Consider the following 18286-nt stretch of genomic DNA (forward strand, 5'->3'; position numbering starts at 1 on the left):
CGCTCCTCGACCGCCGGAGGGGCTTGAGGGGTCAGCCCGTCGGATTCCGCGGATCGTCGATGTCGACCGTGAGCTCGAACTCCGCGGTGGAACGGAACGTGGCGACCTTGCCCGACAACCGGATCCGGGTGAACGGATTGGATTCCGAGAAGAACATCGCCCAGATCAGCTTGCGGTCGGCAGTCAGACGGGCGAGGAACCCGTCTGCGCCCATCGAGCCCTCGCCGCCCCACAGGAGCCCCTTCTCTCCCAGGTCCACCACGGCGAGGCCGTCGACCGAAGAGACCCAGAAGGGGTCCTCCTCCATCATCTCGTCGAGGTCGAACGGGGAGAGCACCGAGAAGCCACTCGGCGTGGTGGAGTCGAGGGCGACCTCGTAGGAGCGCCCGTCGGCGTAGTGGAGCGCGTCCGCGACGGGAAGTTCATAGTCTTCCCACAGGCGTTCGATCGTGGTCATTTCTTCTTGCACTTTCCGTTGCGCACGTGCTGGGGCCTTTCCTGGAGTCCGGTGGGGGGAACCGGCTCGCCGAGTTCGTTCCTGTTCCGCCCGGAGTTCATACGCCTTCGGAACTGTTCCGCCCACGTCCGTCCGGTGGTCGAATCGGGATGGACCGCGTTGGGGTCGACGCGCTCGATGACGACCGGCCGCCCCACTTCGCGTGCCGCGTCCAGCCGCCGGTTGTCGTACGACACCAGCTGACCGTCCACTTCCATCACCTTCAGCGCCGTGCCGGGGCGTTGCCAGTCCCACTCCCCGGAACGCATCTTCTCCACGTAGTCGTTCGGGGACACCGTACGTTGGGAGAAGTTGATGTCGTCCGGGTTGGCCCATTCCGGGTCGCCGGAGAGCCCCAGGTGGTCGGTCCAGCTGTGGGGGTTGCGGACATAGGCCGCCGCGTTGGGCGCCGGGGCCAGCCCGAGCGGGTCCGGGGTGGTGTAACGGGCGGTCTCCGGGTCGTAGTGCCGGAAGTAGTTGTAGTGGAGGCCGGTCTCCTCGTCCGCGTACTGGCCGGGGAAGCGGAGCGGGCAGTCCACCTCGCCGCCCGCGGCGGGCAGGGGGGTGCCCCAGAGGGTGGTGCGGGCCTGCCAGGCGAGGACGCCGTCCGGAGTGACCAGTTCGACGGGCGTACCGACCAGGTCCGTGACGATCGCGAAGAAGCGGGCGTCGTACTCGGACTGGGGGGTGGCGTCGGTGACGCCTGGGACCGAGGAGGCGGTCTCGGCCGTCCTGCGGATGGACTGGGCCATCGGGCGGTGGGTGCCGGGCGCGTGGTCCCAGGTGGTCGTCGTGCCGTCCGGGGCGGCCTGCTCGGCCAGGCCGGTGCCGTCCCAGGTGAAGGTGAGGACGGTTCCGTCGGGACCTGTCTTGGAGACGCGGCGGCCCAGGGGGTCGTAGGCGTAGGTCCATTCCTCGCCGTTGGGAGTGGTGGCCCCGGTGAGGCGGTTCTCCCCGTTCCACGTGTACGTCCAGGTGCGGGTTTGGCCGTTGAGGAGCTTGCGGGTTCTGCGGATCAGCCGGCCGGCGGCGTCGTGTTCGTAGCTGGTGCGGCCCGCCCGGCGGATCAGGGCGCCGTCGTAGCTCCGCTTCCCGGTCGTGGGGTGGTGCGGGGCGTCGGCGTGGGTCTGGTTGCCCGCCCTGTCGTACGCGTATCTCTCGCTCCACCCGTGGGCCTGGACGTCCGTGGCCCGGCCTAGGGGGTCCAGGGCGAAACGCCTTGTCCCCGTGGTCAGTTCGCGTATCTCGGTGGGGTAGCCGTCCGGGCGGTAGGCGTAGGTGCGCTGCTGGAGGATCCGGTCGGCCTCGCTCCCCTCGTGGGTGGCGAGGGTCTGGGCGATGAGGCGGTTTCCCCTGTCCCAGGCCTGGGTGAGGGTGGTGGCGTCCCCGATGCGGCGCTCCGTCTCGCGGCCCGCGGCGTCGTAGGCGAAGGCGAGAGTCGTGTCGTCGCCCCGGCTCAGGCCGATGGGGCGGCCCGCCGGGTCGTAGGACCATTCCGAGCGCACGCCTGCCGGTGTGGTGCGCGAGATGCGGCGGCCCATGGCGTCGTACGCGTAGACGCTGGTGCGGCCGTTGACCTGTTCCGAGACGACGCGGCCGGCCGCGTCGTGCTCCCGGGTCACCGCCGCCTCCGGGTTGGCCGCGTGGAGCAGGGCGCCGTTCGCGGCGTACGCGTAGGTCGTGACGTCGCCGGTGGACTCGTCGAGCTGGGCGATCATGCGTCCGAGCGCGTCGAGGGTGAAGCGCAGTGTCTGGCCCGCCGCGTTCGTCTGGGCCGTGAGCCGGCCGGCCGCATCGCGTTCGTAGGTGCGGGTGGCACCGTCGAAGTCGGTCTCCGCGACCAGGTTTCCCGCCGCGTCGTAAACGTAACTCCACTGCCTGCCCTGCGGGTTGGTGACCTCGGTCAGGCGCAGCTCGGTGTCGTAGGCGAAGGTGTAGTGCGCTCCGTCGGGGTCGGTCCTCGTGGCGGGCTGGTCGAAGTGGGTGTACGTGTAGGTGGTGGTGTTACCGGCCTCGTCGGTGTGCAGGACGAGGTTGCCCTCGGTGTCCCACTGCCACTCCTCGCGGGCGCCGTCCGGCCCCTCGCGCCACGCCGGCATGCCCTCGATCGTCCAGCCGTGACGCGTGGTCCGGCCCAGGGCGTCGGTGACGGCGGTGACCTGGCCGTGCGGACCGCGGCGCATGCGGAGGGTGGAGCCCACCGGGGTCGTCGTCCCGATCGGGAGACCCGCCGCGTCCGTGACGAACCGGGTGGTGTGTCCCAGTGGGTCGGTGACGGAGGTGAGGTGGCCCGAACCGTTGTAGCCGTAGTGGGTGACGGCGCCGCCGGGATCGGTGGTGGAGGTGTGGGAACCGCTTTCGTCGTAGGTGTGGCGCCACACCGCGCCGCCCGGCTCCCGGGTCTCCAGCGGCAGGCCGCGGTCGTCGTAGACGGTCCCGGCCACCGTCCCGTCGGGCCGCTCGACGCTGACCAGCCGGCCCTCGTCGTCGTAGCCGTAGCGCGTGGTGTGCCCCAGGGGGTCGGTGACGGCGACGGGATGCCGGTTGTCCTCGTCCCACTCCGTGAGCGTGGTGTTTCCCAGCGGGTCCGTGTAGGAGACGATCTTGTACGCCTCGTTGCAGACGTACACGGAGGTGTTGCCCTGCGAGTCGGTGTAGCGGGAGGTGCGGGCGGCCTCGTCGTAGTGCATGCGGCCCGACAGGATGCCGTCCGGCCCGATGCCCCGCAGGACGCGTCCCTGCCGGTCGTAGACGTAGCCGTACGAGGTGCCGTTGCGGTCCGTCCACGACGTGACCCGGTGCTCCGCGTCGTACCGGTAACGCATGGCCTTGTTGGTCGAGTTGAAGACCTGGGCCAGGTTGCCGGCGGCGTCGTAGGAGTAGGAGACGAGCGTGGTGCTGTGCTCGTGCCGTGCGCCGTGCAGGAGCCGCAGGGCGGTGATCCGCGGTATGCCGGGATCGGTGTCGACGGCGATGCGGTAGCCGCCGGAGTGCCTGATCTCCTTCGGCGTGCCCTCCGTGTCGTGGACGACGTCGATGCGGTCGCCGTCGCCGGTCCGGTCGGTGATCGCGGTCAGCGCCAGCTCGCGGCCGCTCACGGGCAGCGGGGCGAAGTGGAGCATGCGGTTGCGGTCCGGGACGACGATGCGCATGGTGCCGGCGGGGTCGCCGTCCCAGTACAGCGGCCAACGGGGCCCCGAGGTGGGGAGCGTGGCCTCACCGGGCGTCGGCACCGGATACGTCAGCAGCATGCCGCCGTCCGTGATGTAGACGATCCCCTTCCCGTCGATCTCCAGCCGCTGGTCGAGCGTGCCCGCCCAGGTGGGGCCGAACCAGCCCCCGCACGGGTGCCCCGAGACGTAGTGCCGCTCCAGGACCACCGGCAGGGCGCCGGGCAGCGTGACGTCGGTGGCGGACATGAGCATCTCGCCCGTCGCCACGTCGATCGGCTCGCCGGTCGTCGGGCGCTCCTCGTTGGGCGTGGTGTTCCTGCCCGGATCACTGTCCGTCCGCGCACGGGCGCTGCCGTCCCGGCGCAGGCCCTCCACCCGGCCGCGCAGCCGCTGCGCGGCGTTCTTGGCGACGGAGGCCCCGCGCCGCGCCGAGCCGGCGCCCCCGGTGGCGAGGGCGAGGAGGATCTCGGGCGTCAGCAGACCGGCCGCCCTGGCCGGGTTCCGCTGCCACTCGTCCCAGTGGACGACGGCCTTGGCGAACTCCTGGGGGTGCTGTACGGCGTAGGACGCCCCGTCCACCATGCCCGCCAGGTGCAGACCGAGGCCGTCCGGGCCGTCGTTGACCAGGTCGTCGAACCCCTCGTACCAGCCGCGCATGGTGTCGCCCGCGCCGCCGAAGAAGTCTCCGACCCCCTTCTGGAACTTGTCCCAGCCCTTGCGGGGCGGCGGCTTGTCGGGGGCTTCCTCCGCGGCCTTGTCGAGCTTGCGCTTGGCCGCGACGATGACGGTGTCGAGCTCGCTCTCCAGCTTGTCCAGGCGGCCGTAGCAGTCCTGCAACGCGGCGAGGCCCGGATCGTCGTCCGGCGGACGCTCCGGCAGCGGATCGTCCTTGCGCTCCAGGGCGGTGTTGTAGTCCGTGACCCGCTTCCAGTACTTCTTGGAGGTCGCCCGTGCCTCGTCGGCGTCGTCGATGATCGGCCTGACCCGCGTGTGGACCGAGCGCAGCGTGTACGCGTAGGAGTCCAGGGCCTTCCCCGAAGCCTCGAAGTACTTCTGCGCCGACTCCAGTTCCCGGGGGAGCTGCCGGGTGGCGTCCTTGAACGCCTCGGAGCCGGCCCCCGTCCAGTCCATCAGGGACAGGTCGTCCAGCTTCTCCAGGCCGTCCTTGAACGCCCCCGCGTAGGCGAGGAGTTTCAGGGCGAGGCCGTCGACGACCTCCGGGTCGCCGTAGATGACGTCGCCGGGCTTGGCGTGCGGAGGTATCCGCTCGCGCTCGCCGCCCTCCATCGCATCGCGGCTCGTCATATCACCGGCCCCTTCCCCGATCCGCCGTCCACTTCCCAGCCGCCGTCCACCCGCAGGCGGGGGTGCTGGGGCACATCCTGGTAACTGCCTGAATCGCCGTCGTCCAGCCACGGCTCCTGGTAGATCTCGGGCGGCGGGTCGAACTTCGGCCGGGACCCCTCCTGCCAGGCCTTCATGCCTTCTTCGCCGAACGGGAGCTTGGCGATGTTGGCCGCGGTCGGCGAGAAGTTCTCGATGCACAGCAGATCGGCCAGCACGTAGGCGGCGAGGACCACCCGGAGCGTCTCCACCACCGTGTCCGTGTCCTCGGCCACCCGCCCCATGCCGAAGCCCCATTTCGAGAGCATCGTCCGGGTCGGGCCGACGATGTCGTAATCGGCGGCCTCCGAGATCTGCGCGGACAGCGCGTTCCAGTCCCGCTTGATCCGGTGCGCGGCGACCACGGACTCCTCCAGGGGAGCCAGCACCTTGCGCACCGAGTCGATCTCGATCCTGTACCCGTCTCCCGGCGCCGGCGCCGGCCCTGCCCCCGCCGGCGTCCTCCCGGCCTCAGGATCCGCCATCGTGCGCCCCCCGCGTCTCCGCTGTCTCGAGCGTCTGCGCGTCCAGCACGAGCGGCCGCCGGCCCAGTGGGTCCACCAACGCCCGTACTCCCGGCGGCAGCAGCTCCACGAGGTCCTCGACCGTGGTGGACGCCCACCCGCAGGGACCGGCGAACAGCCCCAGCGCCTCGACGGAGGTGAAGACCGGCACCACCGGCCCCTCGTCGGTCTCGCTCACCAAGAAGCCCGGCGTGTCCGGGCGTTGGAAGTACAGCCGGGCGGAACGTAAGGCCGCCATTTGCTCGGAGCGGGACATCGACGCGAATGCTTCTTGGCGCAGCAGGTCACGCAGCGACATGTTTCCCCCTGGTTTGCTCTCGCTATCGCCAAAGAGAAGCTATCGCACGCGCGTGCTATGCCTCGGTGAATTCGGCCAGGGTGTGCGGGACCCCACTCCGGTGCGGTCCCGCCGCCGCGTCCGCGTGCGAACGCACCGCTCAGCGCGCCGCGTTCCGCCACACCGTCAGGTCGATCGTGACGTAGTCGCTCGGGGAGTCCTCCGGCGCGTGCCCCTGGTACGTCAGCAGCGCCAGGTGCCCCGCGCCGGAAGTGACGCAGATCTGGCGCCCCTTGGACAGGTCCTCCACGGGGATGTTGTCGGCGTACCGGGTCTCCGCACGGCAGACGTCCAGCGAGCCCTGCTGGCCCGGATCGAGCAGGGTGAGGCGGCCGTCCTCGCTCTCCGCTTCGAAGTAGCCGGATTCGTAGGTCAGGTCGTACCCGCCGTCCACGCCGTTCTGCGGCCGGACCTCCGGGTCGCCGAACGTCAGGTGGTATCCCCGCGTGAGGTTGATGCCCGGGAAGTCGTCGGGATCCGGGCTCGACGTGGCGGAGGGCATCGGGCCCGAGTCATCCAGGCCGGCGCCGTCGTCGTCCGTGGCGGTGGACTCCGGGCTCGGCTTCGCACTCGCCTTGGGGGCGGGAGTGTTCTTCTTGTCCTGGGCGGCCGTGCTGCCCTTCGCGCCCTCCTCGCCGTCCTTCAGCAGGAAGTACGCCGTACCCCCGCCCGCGACACCGAACAGCAGCGCCGCGACGATCGCGATGGCCGCCACCCGCCCCCGCCGCTTGGGCGGTGTCGGCGCGCCGGCCTGCGGGGCCGGCTGGGTGACGTGCGGCGGCGCGCCGGCACCGGAGTACGCGGGCGCCGGGCCCGGGTACCCGTACGAGGCCTGCTGAGCCGGGTACCCGTACGCCGGCGTCTGCGCGGAAGGCGCACCGTACGCCCCCGGGCCCACCGGCGCGGGCCCCTGCCCCGGCGGCGGCGTGACCGGCGGGCCGTACCCCGGCGGCGGGGTGCTCGGCGCCGGCGTCGTGGGCGCATGCGCGGCCGGGGCGGCGGGCTCGGGCCGGGCCGGGGGCGCGGCCGGGGCGGACGACGGGGGCGGCGGCGTCTGCACGGGGGCCGGGGCGGCGGCCCGTACCGTGATGTCGGCGGCGACCGGCTTCGGCAGCCAGTCCTCCGGCCGCCGCAGCACCGTCTCCGCGTTCGCGGTCTGGCACAGCCGGATCACCTCGGCGACCGAGGGCCGGTCCTGCGGGTCCTTCGCCAGGCAGCGCCCGACCAGCTCCATCAGCCGCTCCGGCACACCGCTGAGGTCCGGCTCCTCGTGCACGATCCGGTAGAGCACCCCGTGCGAGGTCCCCTCGCCGAAGGCGGGCGTCCCGGTGGAGGCGAACGCCGCGACCTGGCCGAGCGCGAAGATGTCCGTCGCGGCGGTGACCCGGCGCCCGGCGGCCTGCTCCGGCGCCATGAACGACGGGGTGCCGATGGTGACCCCGCTGCCCGTGAGCGAGGTCGCGTCGGCCGCGTACGCGATGCCGAAGTCGATGACGCGCGGCCCGTCCGCCGCGAGCAGCACGTTCGACGGCTTGAGGTCGCGGTGGACGATCCCCGCCCCGTGGATGACGTGCAGCGCCTCGGCCATGCCCGCGATCAGCAGCAGCACCGTCTCGACCGGCAGCGCCCCGTGCGCCACGACCGCGTCGGCGAGCGAGGGCCCAGGCACGTACGCGGTGGCGAGCCACGGCTGCGCGCCCTCGGTGTCGGCGTCGATCACGGGCGCGGTGAACAGCCCCTGCACGCGCTGCGCGGACTGCACCTCCTGCGTGAACCGCCGGCGGAACTCCGCGTCCTCGCCGAACTCCGGCCGGATCACCTTGATCGCGACGGGCCGCCCGCCGGGCGTGTACGACAGGTACACCTTGCCCATGCCGCCCGCGCCGAGCTTGGCGGCCAGCCGGTAGCCGGCGATGGTGGTCGGATCGTCGGCCGCGAGGGGCTGGAAGACCTGCGGGTTACCGCCTCTGCCTGGCTGCTGACCGCTCATGAACTCGTCACTCCCCCGGAGAGCCGCTGCTGTGGACACGGCACTTTATCCAAATCCCTGGGGGAGAAGGGCCCTTGCGGAGCTACCGGAGCAGTAACGGTCAACGGGGCGCGGAGAAGCCGAACCGCACACCCGTCGCCTGCTCCGACACCTCCCGCGGCCGTCGGCCCCTCGCGGCCCACGCACCGGGAGCCCCAGATTCCCCTTGCCTGCCGCGGCCGTCCGTCCGACCATGGCGGCCGACGGCCCCGACGTACGGAGGCCGCCCCGGACGAAAGGCCGTACGTGCGCAAGCTCGTGTACTTCATCGCCGCGACCCTGGACGGCTTCATCGCCGGCCCGGACGGCTCCGACCCCAGCGGCCCCGACGGCTTCTGGCCCATCCCGGAGGACTACCTCAAGCACCTGATCGCCGAATACCCGGAGACGCTTCCCGGCCCGGCGCGGGCCGCGCTCGGCGTGACGGCGGAGGGCACGCGCTTCGACACGGTCCTGGAGGGCCGCCGCTCGTACCAGGTCGGCCTCGACGCCGGTCTCACGGACGCCTACCCGCACCTGCGGCACCTCGTGTTCTCCCGCACCCTGGGCGAGAGCCCCGATCCGGCCGTGGAGGTCGTCGCGGGTGATCCCGCCGCGCGCGTACGGGAGTTGAAGCAGGAGGACGGCAAGGACATCTGGCTCGTCGGCGGCGGCGAGCTGGCCGCCTCCCTCTACGGGGAGATCGACAGGCTCATCCTCAAGCTGAGCCCGACGACGATCGGGGCGGGCATCCCGCTGTTCGGGCGGAAGGCGGCGTTCGAGCCGGCCGCCTGGTCCCTCGCGGACCACACGGTCCTGGGGAGCGGCGCGGCGTACCTGACGTACGAGCGCGCCGCCGTCACCGGCTGAGAACGGGGCGCCGGCCGGCAGGGGCGAAAACCCCCACCGGCCGGCTCCGTGTCAGGCGGCCGCGCAGGCCGCGCCGCTGAGGGTGAACGCGGCCGGGGCGGCGTTCGCACCGCTCCGGCTGCCGGTGAAGCCCACGGTCACCGAGCCGTTCGGGGCGATCGTGGAGGTGTACGAGGCCGGTACGACGCTCACCGAGCCGCCGGTCTGCGTGGGCGTACCGCCCCACATGTTGGTGATCGTCTGGCCGTCGGCGAAGGAGAACCCGAGCGTCCAGCCGTCGATGGCGGCGGTGCCGGTGTTGCGGATGGTGATCTCGCCCTGGAAGCCGCCCTGCCACTCACCGACGACCTTGTAACCGACCGCGCAGCTGCCGGCGGGCGTGGTGGAGCCCTCGTCCGTGGTGACACGCACCGCGGCCGAGCGCTCCGAACGGTTGCCGGCCGCGTCGCGGGCGTAGACCGCGAAGGAGTACGCGGTGCCGGCGCTCAGGCCGGTGACGGTGACGCCGGCGGAGGCCGACGAGGCGACCGTGGTCTCCGTGGCACCGTCGACGCGGACGACGTCGTAGCCGGCGACGGCAACGTTGTCGGAGGAGGCGGCCCAGGCCAGGGTCGCGGAGGTGTCGGTCACGGCGGAGGCGGCCGGGGTGCCCGGGGCGGTCGGGGCCTCGGTGTCCTCGGAGGCGCCGCCGTAGACCGTGGCCTCGCGGGAGGTCTGGGCGATGCCGTCGGCGCCGTGGAAGATCCGCTCGCCCCAGGAGCTGAGCCGGGCCGGGTCGAAGCCGATGGTCAGGTCGAGGATCGGGTCGGTGTTGCCGCTCCACGACCAGGCGATCCAGCCGAGCCCGAGGCGCTGGGCCTCGGACATCATGGTGTCCTCGTCCGGGTCGCCGTACTGGTCGGCGGGGCCGCCGAACTCGCCGATGACCAGCGGCAGTCCGGCGTCCACGAAGGCGTTCAGGTAGTCGGTGACCTTCTGGGCGGTGTTGTAGACGCTGTACATGTGGATCGAGAAGAGCAGGTTGCCGGTGGCGTCGGCGTCGTAGACCGCCTGGGCGTTGTCCCGCATGACGCCCTGCCAGTCCTGGCCCCAGTTGGGCGCGTCCACCATGATCGTGTGCGCGAACCCGGCGGCGCGCAGCTTCTTGACCGCGGCGATGGTGGGGGTGGTCCAGCCGGCCGGGTCGGTGTTGCCCCACGGCTCGTTGCCGATGTTGATGATGACGTGGTCCTCCTGGCCGGCGAGGACGTCCTTCAGGCCGATCCAGTAGTCGGCCGCGTGGTCCAGCGTGCCGGCGGCGGAGTCCTCCCCGTATCCGGTGGTGTCGTGCACCTCCAGCACGCAGATGAGCCGGTTCGCCTCGCACTGGGCGATGATCGCGGCGACGTCGTCGGGCCCGTTCTCGCTCCAGCGGTGGCCGTCGGAGAGCACGACGCGGACGGTGTTGGCGCCGGTCGCCTTGATGTCGGCCAGCGACTGGGTCTCGCCCGGGTACCAGGTGTGGGCGTGGTTGACGCCGCGCATGATGAAGTCGTTGCCGTTGCCCTCGACCAGGCGGCCGTCGCTGATGTGCAGACCGGTGGCGGCGGGGGCGGCCTGCGCGGGGGCGAGGCCGCCGAGGGCGAGGAACCCGAGCAGGGTGGCCAGGACGGTGAGGATGACGGTGGCGGGACTCTTCGCCGTATGTCTCGCTGTACTCACTGCGGCTCCAGGTGGGGGAGGAGGAGGGGCGGACCACCGGTGTGGGAGCGCTCCCACACCGGTGCGCATCCATGAAGCCATTCAGTCAGGGGCACGTCAATAGATCGGACGACTCGGTTTGGCGGAGGCCGACTTCGAACTTTTCTCGTCGGACTGTCGGATTCGGTGGACGCCGTTCGTCGTCTTCGTGAAACGTTCGGAACGGCAGCAGGGAGAACGCTCATGAAGTACGTGTTGTTCATCGCCACGGACCCCGCCGGGGAGCGCACCGACGAGAACCCGGAGGCATGGGTCGAGAAGTGGAACGGGCGCGGCGTCCGGCTGGAGGGCATGCCGCTCGAGCCCGTCGAGGAGACGAGCACGGTGCGCGTCCGCGGGAGCGATGTCCTGGTCACCGACGGCCCCTTCGCCGAGACGGCCGAGTGGATCGCCGGGTACGACCTCCTGGAGGCCGCGGACCTGGACGAGGCGATCGAGGTCGCCGCCTCGCACCCGATGGCGACCGCCGGGCGCATCGAGATCCGCCCGGTCGAACCGCTCGACCACGGCCCGGGCACGGACAACGTCCCCCACGAGGGCGACGCCCCCGCCTCCCGCTTCCTCGCGATCATGCGGACCGACCCGGGCGCCCCGCCCTTCACCCCGGAACCCGCCGCGGTGGCCGACTGGGTGCGCGACGGCCTGGCGTCCGGCCGCTACCTCGGGGGCGAGCACCTGAGCCCCGTCGAGGACGCCACCCTCGTACGCCGTCGCGGGGGCGAACTCCTCATCACCGACGGGGCGTACACCGACGTGCCGGAGTGGGTCACCGGCCTCGTCTTCGTCGACGGCGACCGGGAGCAGGCGACGGAGTACCTCGCGCGATGCCCGATGGCCCGGTCCGGGGCGGTCGAACTGCGGGAGTTCCGGAGCGACTTCTCGTGAGCACCCGGCCCGGGGAGGCGCGGGCGGGGCTTGCCGGCGGGGCGGGGCCCGGGGAGGCGCGGGCGGCGCTCGCCGGGAGCACCGGGTCGGCGGAGGTACCGGTGGCGCTCGCCGGGAGCACCGGGCCCGCGGAGGTGCGCGCGGCGCTCGCCGCGGCCCACCGCGCCGAGTGGGGCGTCGTCTTCGGCACGCTCGTCCGCCTCACCGGTGACTGGGAGCTGGCCGAGGACTGCGCGCAGGACGCGTTCGCCCGCGCCCTGCCGGCCTGGGAGCGCGACGGGGTGCCGCGCAAGCCGGGCGCGTGGCTGGTGACCGCCGCCCGGCGCCGCGCCGTCGACGTACTGCGCCGCCGCACGGCGGAGCGCGACAAGATCGCCGAGGCGGCCGCGCTGGAGGAGGCGTACGAACCGGCGCCGCCCGGCGACGAGCGCCTCCGGCTGATCTTCACCTGCTGCCACCCGGCGCTCCCGCTCGAAGCCCGGGTGGCCCTCACCCTGCGCGCGGTCGGCGGCCTCACCACGCGCGAGATCGCCCGCGCGTTCCTGGTCGGCGAGGACACCGTCTCGCAGCGCGTCCTGCGCGCCAAGCGGAAGATCGCGGCGGCCGGCATCCCGTACCGCGTCCCGCCGCCCGGCGCCCGCGCCGAACGGCTGGGCGGGGTCCTCGCCGTGCTCTACCTGATCTTCACCGAGGGCTACGCGCCGAGCGACGGCAGCACCACCCGCGACCGGCTCGCCGAGGAGGCCGTCCGCCTCGCCCGGCTGGTCACGGCCGAGACATCGGACGAGCCCGAGGCGCGCGGACTCCTCGCCCTGCTCCTGCTCCAGCACTCCCGCCGCGCCGCCCGGCTCGACGCGGACGGCCGCCTGGTCACGCTGGAGCACCAGGACCGCTCGCTGTGGGACCGCGCACTGATCACCGAGGGCGCCGCCCTGGCCCGCGAGGCGCTGCTGGGCGGGGGCGCCGTCGCGGGTGCGGCGCGGGTGGGGGAGGGCGCCGTCGCGGGTGCGGCGCGGGTGGGGGAGGGCGTCGTTTCGGGTGCGGCGCGGGTGGGGGAGGGCGTCGTTTCGGGTGCGGCGCTGGTCGCCGAGAGTGCGGCCCTGGTCCGGGAGGCGTCTCCCGCGGCCGGCCCCTACGCGCTCCAGGCCGCGATCGCCGCGCAGCACGCCCTCGCCCCGGACGCCGCCGCGACCGACTGGGCGGCGATCACGGCCCTGTACGACCGGCTCCTCGCCCTGCGGGCGAACCCGGTCGTCGCCCTCAACCGCGCCGTCGCCCTCGGCATGCGCGACGGCCCGCGGGCCCAGCTGGACGCCCTCGACGCGCTCGGCACGCCGAAGGAACTGGCCGGACACCACGCCCTGGCCGCCGTCCGCGCGGACGCGCTGCGCCGCCTGGGCCGTACGCGGGAGGCGACGGCGATGTACGAGGCCGCGAGGGCGGCGGCCCCGAACGCGGCGATCGCCCAGGAGTACGCTCGCCGCCTCACCGAGCTGGGGCACCCGACGAAGGGAACACCGCACGATGACTGACGCCGGCCACGACGAGATACGCGCCCGGATCGCCAAGGGCCTCGTCTACACCGAGACCGAGGCGGCCTTCCTGACCCACCGCCGCCGCGAGGACGAGATCTTCGCGTACAACCACACGCCCCCGGGCGACACGGAGCGACGGCGGTCGCTGCTGACCGAGATCTTCGGCTCGGTCGGTGAACGCACGGCCCTGCAGGCCCCGTTCCACGCCGCCTTCGGCAGCAACGTCCACATCGGCGACGACTTCTTCGGCAACGCGAACCTGACGTTCGTCGACGACGTCGACATCCGCATCGGCGACGACGTCATGATCGCCCCGAGCGTGACCCTGACGACGACCGGACACCCGCTCCACCCCGCGCGCCGCGCGGACTTCGGCCGGTTCTCCGAACCGATCGTGATCGAGGACAAGGTGTGGATCGGCAGCAACGTCGTGGTCCTGCCCGGCGTCCGCATCGGCTACGGCTCGGTCATCGGCGCGGGCAGCGTGGTCAGCCGCAGCATCCCCGCGATGAGCGTCGCGCTCGGTACGCCGTGCCGGGTGGTCCGGCCCATCACGGACGCGGACCTCGCCGAGCGCGCGTAGGGGGCTTACCGGACGCCCGGGCCCGGGGCGGTGGGCGCCGTCGCCAGGAACACGATCCCGCCGACGAGGCGGCTGCCGCGGCTTCGGCCGGCGGGGGCGCCCTTGCGTTCCGGGGCAGACACCGGGTCACTCCACGTGGCGGGCAACCGCGTCAAGGGCGAGGTGCCACGGATAGGGGCGGCGCTCGCCGGGCGGGTTCGGCTCGAACCCGCCCGGCCCGTACAGCACGCCGACCCCCATGCCCCGGAGCTCGGCGATGCTCCGGTCCAGGGCGCGGTGCTGCGCGTAGGCAGTGTTCACGCACGGCATCGTCACCGTCGGAATTCGCTTGCCGATGCCCTCGGCGACGACCCCGACAACGAACGCCGACGTGATCCCGAGGGCCCACTGATTGATCGTGTTGAAGGTGGCGGGGGCGAGCAGGATGACGTCCGCCCTGGGCCATACGTCCGGCTGTCCGGGAAGCTTGTACTCCGACCGCACAGGGTGCCCTGTGAGGCGCTCCAGCTCGGGCACGTCCTTCTCCAGCCAGCGGGCTGCTGTCGATGTCAGGCCGAGGCACACATCCCAGCCCCGCCCCTGCGCCTCCTCGATGACACCGGCCACCTCGAACACCGGCGGCGCGGCCGAGCCGAACAGATACAGAGTCGTCATGTCGCCATCCGACCACACACAGGCAACCGCCCCCGAACCGGAGGGAATCGGGGACGACACGGGGGCCTGCGCAGAGGCGCGCGGGTACCGTTCCGGAGGACGAGTCAGGAACGAGGTACCGGTATGCCCACACCCGACGACAGCCGCACAGGCGATCGCATCAAGGAGCAGCGCCGGCTCGCCCGCCTCAGCCAGCGCGAGCTGTCGGAGCGGCTCCCGTACTCGTACAGCCTGCTCAATCAGGTGGAGTGCGGAGCCCGGGTGGCCTCAGCCGCGTTCACCGCCGCTGTGGCTGCAGCCCTCGGGATCGACACCACTCTCCTCACCGGACCGCCGCACGTGACCGATACGCAGCACGGGCGCCTCGCCGCCCTGGTACACCCGATCCGCGAATCCCTCGCCCTGTACGACCTCGACCCGGGCGAACGCACGCCTGCGCGCCCGGTGGCCGAGCTGGTGCTCGACGCGGACCGTCTTTGCCAGGAAGTGCGGGCGACGCACCTCCGTAAAGCGGCCCACGCCCTGCCGGACGTCATCAGCGACCTGACCCTCGCCGCCACCACCGCGCCGACGACTGAGACGTGGCGCGCCCTTGCGTCCGCCTACCGCACGGCCCACGACATTGCCGTGAAGCTCGGCTTCCCGGACCTCGCCGTCGTCGCCCTCGACCGCATGGGGTGGGCGGCCGGCCGTGCCTCGGACCCGTGCCTCGCTGCGATCCGTCAGTACCGCAGGGCGCTCGGGCACGCCGAGGCCGAGCAGGGGCTCGGCCGGCGCCTGGTGGAGGCCGGCCAGGTTCTCGTCGCCGACCAGACGTCCCGGGAAGGACTGGCCGTCGCGGGGCAACTGCACCTCGGAGCTTCGGCGGTGGCCGCGCGGGCTGGGGACAGCGGCGCCGTGGAACGGCACATCGCTGCGGCGCGCGAGCTGGCTGACCGCGTCGGCGGTGAGGCCCCCGAGGTGCACTGGCTCAGCTTCGGGCAGATGAACGTGATCCTTCACGAGATGGGTGCGGCCATCACCATGCGCCAGTACGACGACGCCCTGCGCCAGGCCCGCGCCGTGAAACTCCCGGCGGCGACGCTGACGTCACGGCGGTCCCGGTACCTGGTGGACAGGGCGCTGGTGGAGATGGAGACCGGGCATCTGGACGCCTCGTTGCAGCACCTGGTGGCAGCGCGGCGTACGGCCCCGGAGCAGACCCGCTACCACCCGCGGACCCGTGAGACGGTGACCGGGCTGCTCCACACCCGCCGCCGGACCTCTGAATCCCTCGTCGGCATGGCTACCTGGCTCGGCCTGTAGGCCGCTCACAGCGCTCACAAATCTGTGAGCGTTGTGCCCGTCGCGCCCTGGCACCCTCGTCTCACCGATCAGCGACGAGCCGGGGACCGCCATGATTGCGAGAGTTTTGCCACCAGTGACCAGCCTGTCCGAGCATCAGCAGCGTGGATGGCGCTGCGTCTGGTGTCGGCACCCGCTCAGGGTCGGTGACGACCTGGACCTCGGCGAGCAGCGCGCCCGCCCGGCCGGCGGGGCTGCGTACTCCTGGTTCCCGCGGGCCTGCGGAGACCCTGCTGCCTGTGCTGTCCGCGAGGGGGAGGCGAGCCCGTGCGTGCTGTGATCCGCCATGCCGACTGGACGATCGCCCTGGACCAGACCCCGGGCGCGTCCGGGCCGGTCTACGAGCTGGAGTGCACGACGTGCGATGCCGCTTCGGATGCCGGCGAGGAGCGGACGAGCCCCGAGGACTGGGCACTGCGCCACACCGGCAGCAACCCGACCCACCGCGGCTGCCGAGCCACCACCACCGCCTTCTTCCGGGTAAGCCCCGCTCCCGGGAACCCGTACGCCGAGGTGTCGGCATGAGGTGCCACCGCTGCGACCGCGCCCTGACCGAGGAGACCGCGACGCGCTACCCGATCGAGGGGGCGAGCGGCCCGGCCCGCATCGTCGTCCTGTGCAAGACGCCGTGCCGCCGCTCGCCGAGCCACCCGCCGTCCTACCCGACCCGCTGATCCCCCTGCCCGTCCCCGAGGCCGACGGTGGCGCCGGGGCTGGCAGGGACACTCCTGCTCCCCGCGCGCGGGGGTGGTCCCACGCTCAACCTGAACCGGTGGCTTCCGAACGACTGCTCCCCGCATGCGCGGGGAGGGTTCCAACTCTGCTCTTACAAAGCAGATGTCGGCGGTCTGCTCCCCGCACGCGCGGGGAGGCCTGGCCGCCATCTCCAGCAGGGCAGCGAGGTGATCCCCACCCTCAGCCTTCGGCGCGGCGGTACGTGGTGATCAGGACGCCGGACGCTGTCGGCTGCGTGGCGGTGAGCGTCAGGCGGTGAGGGGTCGTGCCCTCGGCGAAGAGCCGCTTGCCGCTGCCCAGGACGAGAGGAAACACCAGCAGCCGGTACTCGTCGACGAGGTCGTGCTCGATCAGGGTTCCGAGCAGCCCGCCGCTGCCCAGCACCACCGTGTCGCTCTCGGAGGCGGCCTTGACACGGCTGACCTCCTCCGCCGGATCGGCGCCCAGAAGGATGGAGTTCGCCCAGCTCAGCTCCCTGACCGAATGGGAAGCCACGTACTTGGGCATCGCGTTCATCGCGGCCACCGCGGGGTCGTCCATGTCGGCGTGCGGCCACGTGGCGGCGAAGATCTCGTATGTCCTGCGGCCCAGGAGCAGGGCTCCGGCACCAGCCGTGGCCTCGCTCATGAACCGCTCCACCGTCTCGTCGACATAGGGCAGTGCCCAGCCGCCTCGATCGAATCCACCGTCCCGGTCCTCGTCGGCCGAGAGGACCGACTGCATGACGCCGTCCAAGGAGACGAAGTCGACCACGACGAGCTGTCCCATGTGCTGCTCCCCTCCGCGTGCGTGCGTCATCGAGGCCGACTCCGCGGGAGCGGCCCTCATCGGCCGAGGCGGCGTCCTCTTCCGGGCGACGCGCTGATCCCGAAGAGACGGCCCAGGTTGCCACCCCACCGCTTCGTGCTGCTCCAGGCGCGACGACGAGCTGAAGCCGTTCTCCTTCCACGGGGGCACCCGGCATCGGCAACACCTGTGTGCTGGCGCGCGCGACGGAGGAGCAGCCCGGTCGGCAGAGGAGTCCGTTCGCCCCCAACTCGCCGACCCCGCACGGCTACAGTGGCCCCGCATGACCTCCACCCACAGCCCCACCCACATCACCGCCGACCTGATCCGCGAACTCCTCCGCGACCAGCACCCCGACCTGGCCGGCCACCCCCTGAGCCTCGGGGCGCGCGGGTGGGACAACCAGCTGTGGCGGCTGGGGGAGGAGCTCGCCGTACGGCTGCCGTGGGCGACGGAGGCCGCGGACGAGCTGCTGCTCAAGGAGCACGCCTGGCTGCCCGGCCTGGCCCCGGGCCTCCCGCTGCCGGTCCCCGTACCGCAGCGCCTGGGCGTACCGTCCGAGCGGTTCCCACGGACCTGGCTGGTCACCACCTGGGTGCCGGGCGAACCGGCCGACCGTGCTCCGGTGACGCGTGGCGAGGAGGCGGCCGGCACGCTGGCCGGGTTCCTCACGGCCCTGCACCGCCCGGCCCCGGCCGGAGCACCGGCCGGCCGGGGGCGCGGCGGGCCGCTCGCCCCGTACGCGGAACACTTCGCGCACGCCCTCGCCTCGGTCACCGAGCGGGGCCTGATCCCCGACCCGGACGGCATCCGCGAGGTGTGGGAGGACGCGGTCGCCGCCCCCGACTGGACGGGCCCAGCGCTGTGGCTCCACGGCGACCTGCATCCCGCCAACGTGCTGACGGACCGCGGCACGTTCTGTGGCGTCATCGACTTCGGCGACCTCTTCGCGGGCGACCCGGCCTGTGACCTCTCCGCCGTCTGGACCCTGCTCCCGGACGACGCCGCCGACCGCTTCCACGCCGCCTACGGCCCTGGCCCGGACGCAGCGACTCTGCGCCGCGCCCGCGGCTGGGCGGTCCTGCGCGCGATGGGAGCCCTCCTGGTCGCGGACGACGGCGACCGGGGCCTGCCCAACGGGAAGCCGACGTGGGGGCCGCCGGCCCGGAGGGCGCTGGAGCGGCTGGTCGCTTCGGTGGGACGGTGATCCTCCTGCTCGCGGCCGCCGGCGGC

The 18286-nt window shown here is 72.6% G+C and carries 16 protein-coding genes; 8 read left to right on the forward strand and 8 right to left on the reverse strand.

Going from position 1 to position 18286, the window contains the following annotated elements; genetic code table 11:
* Nucleotides 1–31 precede the first annotated feature (31 nt).
* From ABZ564_RS19030 to ABZ564_RS19050, 5 genes are all read right to left on the reverse strand, one after another.
* Nucleotides 32–457 (reverse strand): hypothetical protein, encoded by a 426-nt coding sequence (locus ABZ564_RS19030; RefSeq protein WP_360857378.1) that lies wholly within the window; start codon nucleotides 455–457, stop codon nucleotides 32–34.
* Nucleotides 454–4974 carry a DUF6531 domain-containing protein gene (locus ABZ564_RS19035; RefSeq protein ID WP_360857380.1) on the reverse strand — a complete coding sequence of 1507 codons (4521 nt, stop codon included), beginning with the start codon at nucleotides 4972–4974 and terminating at the stop codon, nucleotides 454–456. The genes ABZ564_RS19030 and ABZ564_RS19035 overlap by 4 nt, the downstream gene beginning before the upstream one ends.
* On the reverse strand, nucleotides 4971–5537 hold the full coding sequence (locus ABZ564_RS19040) for a hypothetical protein (protein ID WP_360857383.1): 567 nt from the start codon (nucleotides 5535–5537) through the stop codon (nucleotides 4971–4973). Before ABZ564_RS19040 ends, ABZ564_RS19035 begins: the two co-directional genes overlap by 4 nt.
* Nucleotides 5524–5874, reverse strand: coding sequence for an SseB family protein (locus ABZ564_RS19045; RefSeq protein ID WP_360857386.1), 351 nt, complete (start codon nucleotides 5872–5874; stop codon nucleotides 5524–5526). The genes ABZ564_RS19040 and ABZ564_RS19045 overlap by 14 nt, the downstream gene beginning before the upstream one ends.
* 139 nt (nucleotides 5875–6013) lie before the next feature.
* The gene (locus ABZ564_RS19050; protein ID WP_360857389.1) at nucleotides 6014–7903 is read right to left on the reverse strand and encodes a protein kinase; all 1890 of its coding nucleotides are present in this window, start codon (nucleotides 7901–7903) and stop codon (nucleotides 6014–6016) included.
* A gap of 285 nt (nucleotides 7904–8188) precedes the next feature.
* Between ABZ564_RS19050 and ABZ564_RS19055 the strand changes: the two genes are divergently transcribed.
* Nucleotides 8189–8791 carry a dihydrofolate reductase family protein gene (locus ABZ564_RS19055; RefSeq protein ID WP_360857392.1) on the forward strand — a complete coding sequence of 201 codons (603 nt, stop codon included), beginning with the start codon at nucleotides 8189–8191 and terminating at the stop codon, nucleotides 8789–8791.
* A 51-nt stretch (nucleotides 8792–8842) separates the two neighbouring features.
* Here the strand turns inward: ABZ564_RS19055 and ABZ564_RS19060 are convergent, their stop codons facing one another.
* Nucleotides 8843–10492 carry a cellulase family glycosylhydrolase gene (locus ABZ564_RS19060; protein WP_360857395.1) on the reverse strand — a complete coding sequence of 550 codons (1650 nt, stop codon included), beginning with the start codon at nucleotides 10490–10492 and terminating at the stop codon, nucleotides 8843–8845.
* A 222-nt stretch (nucleotides 10493–10714) separates the two neighbouring features.
* Here ABZ564_RS19060 and ABZ564_RS19065 point away from each other — a divergent pair, with 222 nt between their 5' ends.
* The 3 genes from ABZ564_RS19065 to ABZ564_RS19075 all read left to right on the forward strand — a co-directional run bounded on the left by ABZ564_RS19065 (nucleotide 10715) and on the right by ABZ564_RS19075 (nucleotide 13534).
* Complete coding sequence (locus ABZ564_RS19065) at nucleotides 10715–11416, forward strand: YciI family protein (RefSeq protein ID WP_360857398.1); 702 nt, start codon at nucleotides 10715–10717, stop codon at nucleotides 11414–11416.
* A 134-nt stretch (nucleotides 11417–11550) separates the two neighbouring features.
* Nucleotides 11551–12948: a sigma-70 family RNA polymerase sigma factor gene (locus ABZ564_RS19070; RefSeq protein WP_360857467.1), complete on the forward strand. Its 1398-nt coding sequence runs from the start codon at nucleotides 11551–11553 to the stop codon at nucleotides 12946–12948.
* Entirely contained in the window at nucleotides 12941–13534 is a 594-nt protein-coding gene (locus tag ABZ564_RS19075) for a sugar O-acetyltransferase (RefSeq protein ID WP_360857400.1), read from the forward strand. Before ABZ564_RS19070 ends, ABZ564_RS19075 begins: the two co-directional genes overlap by 8 nt.
* A 126-nt stretch (nucleotides 13535–13660) precedes the next feature.
* Here ABZ564_RS19075 and ABZ564_RS19080 read toward each other — a convergent pair whose 3' ends face one another.
* Nucleotides 13661–14188, reverse strand: a complete 528-nt coding sequence (locus tag ABZ564_RS19080; protein ID WP_360857403.1) for a flavoprotein — start codon at nucleotides 14186–14188, stop codon at nucleotides 13661–13663.
* A gap of 123 nt (nucleotides 14189–14311) precedes the next feature.
* Between ABZ564_RS19080 and ABZ564_RS19085 the strand changes: the two genes are divergently transcribed.
* From ABZ564_RS19085 to ABZ564_RS19095, 3 genes are all read left to right on the forward strand, one after another.
* Nucleotides 14312–15493, forward strand: coding sequence for a helix-turn-helix domain-containing protein (locus tag ABZ564_RS19085; protein WP_360857406.1), 1182 nt, complete (start codon nucleotides 14312–14314; stop codon nucleotides 15491–15493).
* 306 nt (nucleotides 15494–15799) lie between these two features.
* Entirely contained in the window at nucleotides 15800–16057 is a 258-nt protein-coding gene (locus ABZ564_RS19090; protein WP_360857408.1) for a hypothetical protein, read from the forward strand.
* Nucleotides 16054–16206, forward strand: coding sequence for a hypothetical protein (locus tag ABZ564_RS19095; RefSeq protein ID WP_360857411.1), 153 nt, complete (start codon nucleotides 16054–16056; stop codon nucleotides 16204–16206). Before ABZ564_RS19090 ends, ABZ564_RS19095 begins: the two co-directional genes overlap by 4 nt.
* A 241-nt stretch (nucleotides 16207–16447) precedes the next feature.
* On the opposite strand, the gene ABZ564_RS19100 is transcribed toward ABZ564_RS19095, so the two are convergent.
* Nucleotides 16448–17035 (reverse strand): dihydrofolate reductase family protein, encoded by a 588-nt coding sequence (locus ABZ564_RS19100; protein ID WP_360857414.1) that lies wholly within the window; start codon nucleotides 17033–17035, stop codon nucleotides 16448–16450.
* A 301-nt stretch (nucleotides 17036–17336) separates the two neighbouring features.
* Here ABZ564_RS19100 and ABZ564_RS19105 point away from each other — a divergent pair, with 301 nt between their 5' ends.
* On the forward strand, nucleotides 17337–18260 hold the full coding sequence (locus ABZ564_RS19105; RefSeq protein ID WP_360857417.1) for an aminoglycoside phosphotransferase family protein: 924 nt from the start codon (nucleotides 17337–17339) through the stop codon (nucleotides 18258–18260).
* Nucleotides 18261–18286: the final 26 nt, after the last annotated feature.

Source organism: Streptomyces sp. NPDC019224 (assembly GCF_040632605.1).
Taxonomy (GTDB): domain Bacteria; phylum Actinomycetota; class Actinomycetes; order Streptomycetales; family Streptomycetaceae; genus Streptomyces.